Origin of the sequence: Dialister succinatiphilus YIT 11850 (genome assembly GCF_000242435.1) — a bacterium.
GTDB lineage: Bacteria > Bacillota > Negativicutes > Veillonellales > Dialisteraceae > Dialister > Dialister succinatiphilus.
In genome coordinates this window covers 1181893-1185943 of record NZ_JH591187.1, presented here as the reverse complement: position 1 = coordinate 1185943, position 4051 = coordinate 1181893, and the positions used below count along the sequence as shown (strand labels likewise).

2 protein-coding genes and 1 riboswitch are annotated in these 4051 nt (G+C 54.4%); both genes read left to right on the top strand.

Annotation, left to right across the window (positions count from 1 at the left end; genetic code table 11):
- Nucleotides 1-250 precede the first annotated feature (250 nt).
- On the top strand, nt 251-1447 hold the full coding sequence (locus HMPREF9453_RS05105) for a dicarboxylate/amino acid:cation symporter (protein ID WP_008859495.1): 1197 nt from the start codon (nt 251-253) through the stop codon (nt 1445-1447).
- A 159-nt stretch (nt 1448-1606) separates the two neighbouring features.
- Nucleotides 1607-1706: riboswitch (glycine riboswitch) on the top strand.
- A 131-nt stretch (nt 1707-1837) separates the two neighbouring features.
- On the top strand, nt 1838-3223 hold the full coding sequence (locus tag HMPREF9453_RS05095) for an alanine/glycine:cation symporter family protein (RefSeq protein WP_008859494.1): 1386 nt from the start codon (nt 1838-1840) through the stop codon (nt 3221-3223).
- Nucleotides 3224-4051 lie beyond the last annotated feature (828 nt).

The following is a 4051-nucleotide window of genomic DNA, read 5'->3' as shown; positions in this document are numbered from 1 at the left end:
CGGGGCGAAGCCCCGTCAACCCTCACACCGCAGGTGTGTCCCATGGCGCCAGCGGCGCCTTAATTGATAGGCAAAATGATGCAATTTCATGAATTATAATTCAAATGTTATTATTTCCATATTTTATTGACTATTCAATTTCAATATATATAGAAATGTATGAAAGATTTTACAAATATATTGGTTAAGTGATATATATTTGCTATAATAGGGTAAATATCAGGTACAAGTGTATGAGGGAGGACACGAAATGAACTTATCTGTACAAATTTTTATTTCCCTGGTTCTATCCGTGGTGGTAGGACTGGTGCTGGGGGACGGAGCGGCGGCTCCGGTGAAGACATGGATTGCGCCTATCGGCACCATGTTTATCAACCTCATCAAGATGATGATTGTTCCTGTGGTTTTCTGCTCCCTGGTAGTGGGCATGACTTCCATGGGGGATATGAAAAAGCTGGGCCGTATCGGCGTGAAGACCCTGTGCATCTACATGGTGACCACGGCCATTGCCATTGTCATCGGCTTTGCAGTGGCCGGTGTCATCGAGCCTGGCGTGGGCATGGCCCTGCCTACCGATGCAGCGGCGCCGAAGGTGAAGGAAGCGCCTTCCATTATGCAGGTATTTGTCAATATGATTCCTGCCAACCCCATTGCGTCCATGGCTAAGGCCGATATCCTTCCGGTCATTATCTTCGCCCTCTTCGTAGGTGCCGGCATTGTTTCCGTCGGCGGCAAACGGGCGGAAACTCTGATTTCCTTCTTCGACGCATCGGCGGAAGTATGCTACAAGATTATCGGCATGATTATGAAAACTGCGCCGGTAGGTGTGTTCTGCCTTCTCCTTCCGGTGGTGGTACAGAATGGTCCCAAGGTGCTCCTGCCGCTTCTGTCTGTCATTATCTGCATGGCCGTAGGCAGTGTTATCCATGCGGTATGCGTGTATTCTTCCCTTACGGCTGTATCGGCTCACATGAGTCCCCTCACCTTCTTCCGGGGCATGTCGGAAGCCATGGCCATTGCCTTTACCACCTGCTCTTCCGCCGGCACCCTTCCGGTGAATATGCAGAATGTGCAGACAAAACTGGGAGTGAAGCGGGATATCGCATCCTTCGTCCTGCCTCTGGGTGCCACCATCAACATGGACGGCACGGCGCTGTACATGGGGATCTGCTCCCTTTTCATTGCTAACGTATTCGGCATTCCCTTGACCGTGGACCAGATGATGATGATCGTCCTCACCGGTACCCTGGCTTCCATCGGTACCGCCGGCGTTCCCGGCGCGGGACTCATTATGCTGGCCATGGTGCTCCAGTCCGTAGGCCTTCCCATGGAAGGGCTGGCTCTGGTGGCAGGCATTGACAGGGTGCTGGATATGTTCCGTACCTGCCTGAACATTACCGGCGATGCCGCTGTGGCAGTGGCCGTGAATGCTACGGAAAAAGAATAAACTTTTTGAAATCCAAGTCATAGAATCATATTGTTTATTTCTTCATGATAATTTATAATAGTGACAACTTCACAAGTGGATGATGCATGTGGAAAAAGACCGTAAGGTCTGCCGAAGGAGTAACACTATCAGGCGTTCATGGAACACGAAACTGCATGCGGACAAAACTCTGGAGAGCCCCGGGCATTCCCGGGCGCCGAAGGTGCACAGGCCGGATTTCCGGCTGTAATCTCTCAGGCAAAAGGACAGAGCCGGGTGGTGATTCTGCATGATGACCGCCGGCTCTGTTTTGTTTTACGGAGCCGGCGGTTTTATTGTGGAGAGGTAGAATGGAAGGATCATCCATCGTTCATAGGGTAGTGAATCTGACAGATTCGGGGAGGTTGTTTTATGCTGGTAGATGTATTGAACCAAATCGACAGTATCGTATGGGGGCCCTGGCTCCTCATTCTTCTGGTAGGCACCGGTGTATTCCTGTCCTGCCGGCTGGGTTTCCTGCAGGTCATGAAACTGCCCCGGGCGCTGAAGCTCATTTTCTTCGCCCGGAACAAGGGAGACGGGGACATTGATTCCTTCAAAGCCCTCTGCACCGCCCTGGCAGCCACCGTAGGCACCGGCAACATCGTAGGCGTAGCCACCGCCATCAAACTGGGCGGCCCCGGCGCCCTCTTCTGGATGTGGCTGGCCGCCTTCTTCGGCATGGCCACCAAATTTTCCGAAGGCTGCCTGGCCGTGAAATTCCGGCAGGTGGATGATCAGGGAAATATCGCCGGCGGCCCTATGTACTACATCGAAATGGGCCTGGGAAAGAAATGGAAGCCTCTGGCCATAGCCTTTGCCCTCTTCGGTATTATGACCGCCATGCTGGGCAGCGGCACCACCACCCAGATGAACGCCATCGTTTCCTCGGTGAACGCAGGATTCGGCGTTTCCACCTACATTACCTGCGCCATCGTCACCATCCTGGTAGCCATCATCACCTTTGGCGGCCTCCAGTCCATTTCCAAGACCGCCTCCAAAATCGTACCGGCCATGGCTGTGATTTACTTCATTATCACCGTCATTTTCCTCATCATGAATGCCTCTGAAGTCCCCCATGCAGTGAGCCAGGTCATCACCGGCGCCTTCAACGGTACCGCTGCTGCCGGCGGCTTCGCCGGAGCCGGCCTGATGCTTACCATCCGAAGCGGTATCGCCAGAGGCCTCTACTCCAACGAATCCGGCTTAGGCTCTGCCCCCATCGTGGCAGCTGCCGCCAAAACCAAGTGGCCCGCAGAACAGGGCCTCATTTCCATGACCGGTACCTTCATCGATACCATCATCATCTGCACCCTCACCGGCCTCACCATCATCGTATCCGGCGTATGGACCGGCACCACCAACGGCGCCGAAATGACCCAGTCCGCCTTCGCCACCACCTACGGGAGCCTGGCCCCCTTCATCCTCACCATTTCCCTCACCCTCTTCGCCTTCACCACCATTATCGGCTGGAACTACTACGGCGAGCGGTGCTGGGAATACCTCTTCGGTACAAAGACCATCAAGCTCTACCGTATCGGCTACATCGCCATCCTGGCCTCTGCCGTCTTCCTCAAGCTCGAAGCCATCTGGTCCCTGGCTGATATCGTCAACGGCCTCATGGCCATCCCGAACCTCATCGCCCTCCTGGGCCTCTCCGGCGTCATTACGGCGGAAACGAAGAAATACTTCAACCACTTGGCCATCAGGGACGCGAAGCTGAAAGCCTACAAAGCAAGAAGGATAGGAAAGAAATAAGAAAAACCGGGCGCCAGCCCGGTTTTTTACGTAGAGGCACTGGCGATATGACAAGCCCCATAGGGACAAGCCCCTATGGGGCTTGAGGGTTCTAAAGTTTGACGGGGCTATCGCCCCGAGGGTTCTTAAGTTTGACAGCGGCTTTGCCGCTGAGGGTTGTGGTGGGCGCCTTACATTTATAGAAGGCGCCCTCTTATGATAAAACCTTCACAACCGGGCTTTCGCCCGTGGGAAAACCATACAACCGCCCTGCGGGCGAGGAAATGCATTCCCCCTTTGGTGGCTGGCGCCACCACCTTGCCCGGTGGGAAGCATGTCACTGGATTCGCGGGTCGCGAGGCTCCCCTATGAATCCAGTTCCTTTGCCACCCCCACTTCGTGGGGGCACTATAAAGCTCCGTTATGCTGTGAGCTGCTTATGAAAGGACTGCTTTTCAGAGCTTTATTCTGCCCCCGCTTGCGGGGGAAGTCTGGCGCAGCCGGATAGGGGGTGGCGAGCGCAGCGAGCCAATCCGCAGAATGCTTATCATGCCATATGACACTGAAAGTAAATCCCGTAACGTTCTTGCGTCCCCTTTAGGGGAAGAGGGCCACGAAGTGGCGAAGGGATGTACGAGGGTAAGAATGATTATGATACTCGATGTGGACGTGACCGCCGAAAGGCGGCATTATAATACTCATCGCCCGTAAGGGCGATACCACAACCCTCGGCCCGAAGGGCCGTCAAACTTACGAACCCTCCGGCCGTCAGGCCGGTCAATCCTAAGAACCTTTCCCTTCACAACCCTTCGACACAACCTGCGGCGCAAGCCGCGCCCCCTTTTTATT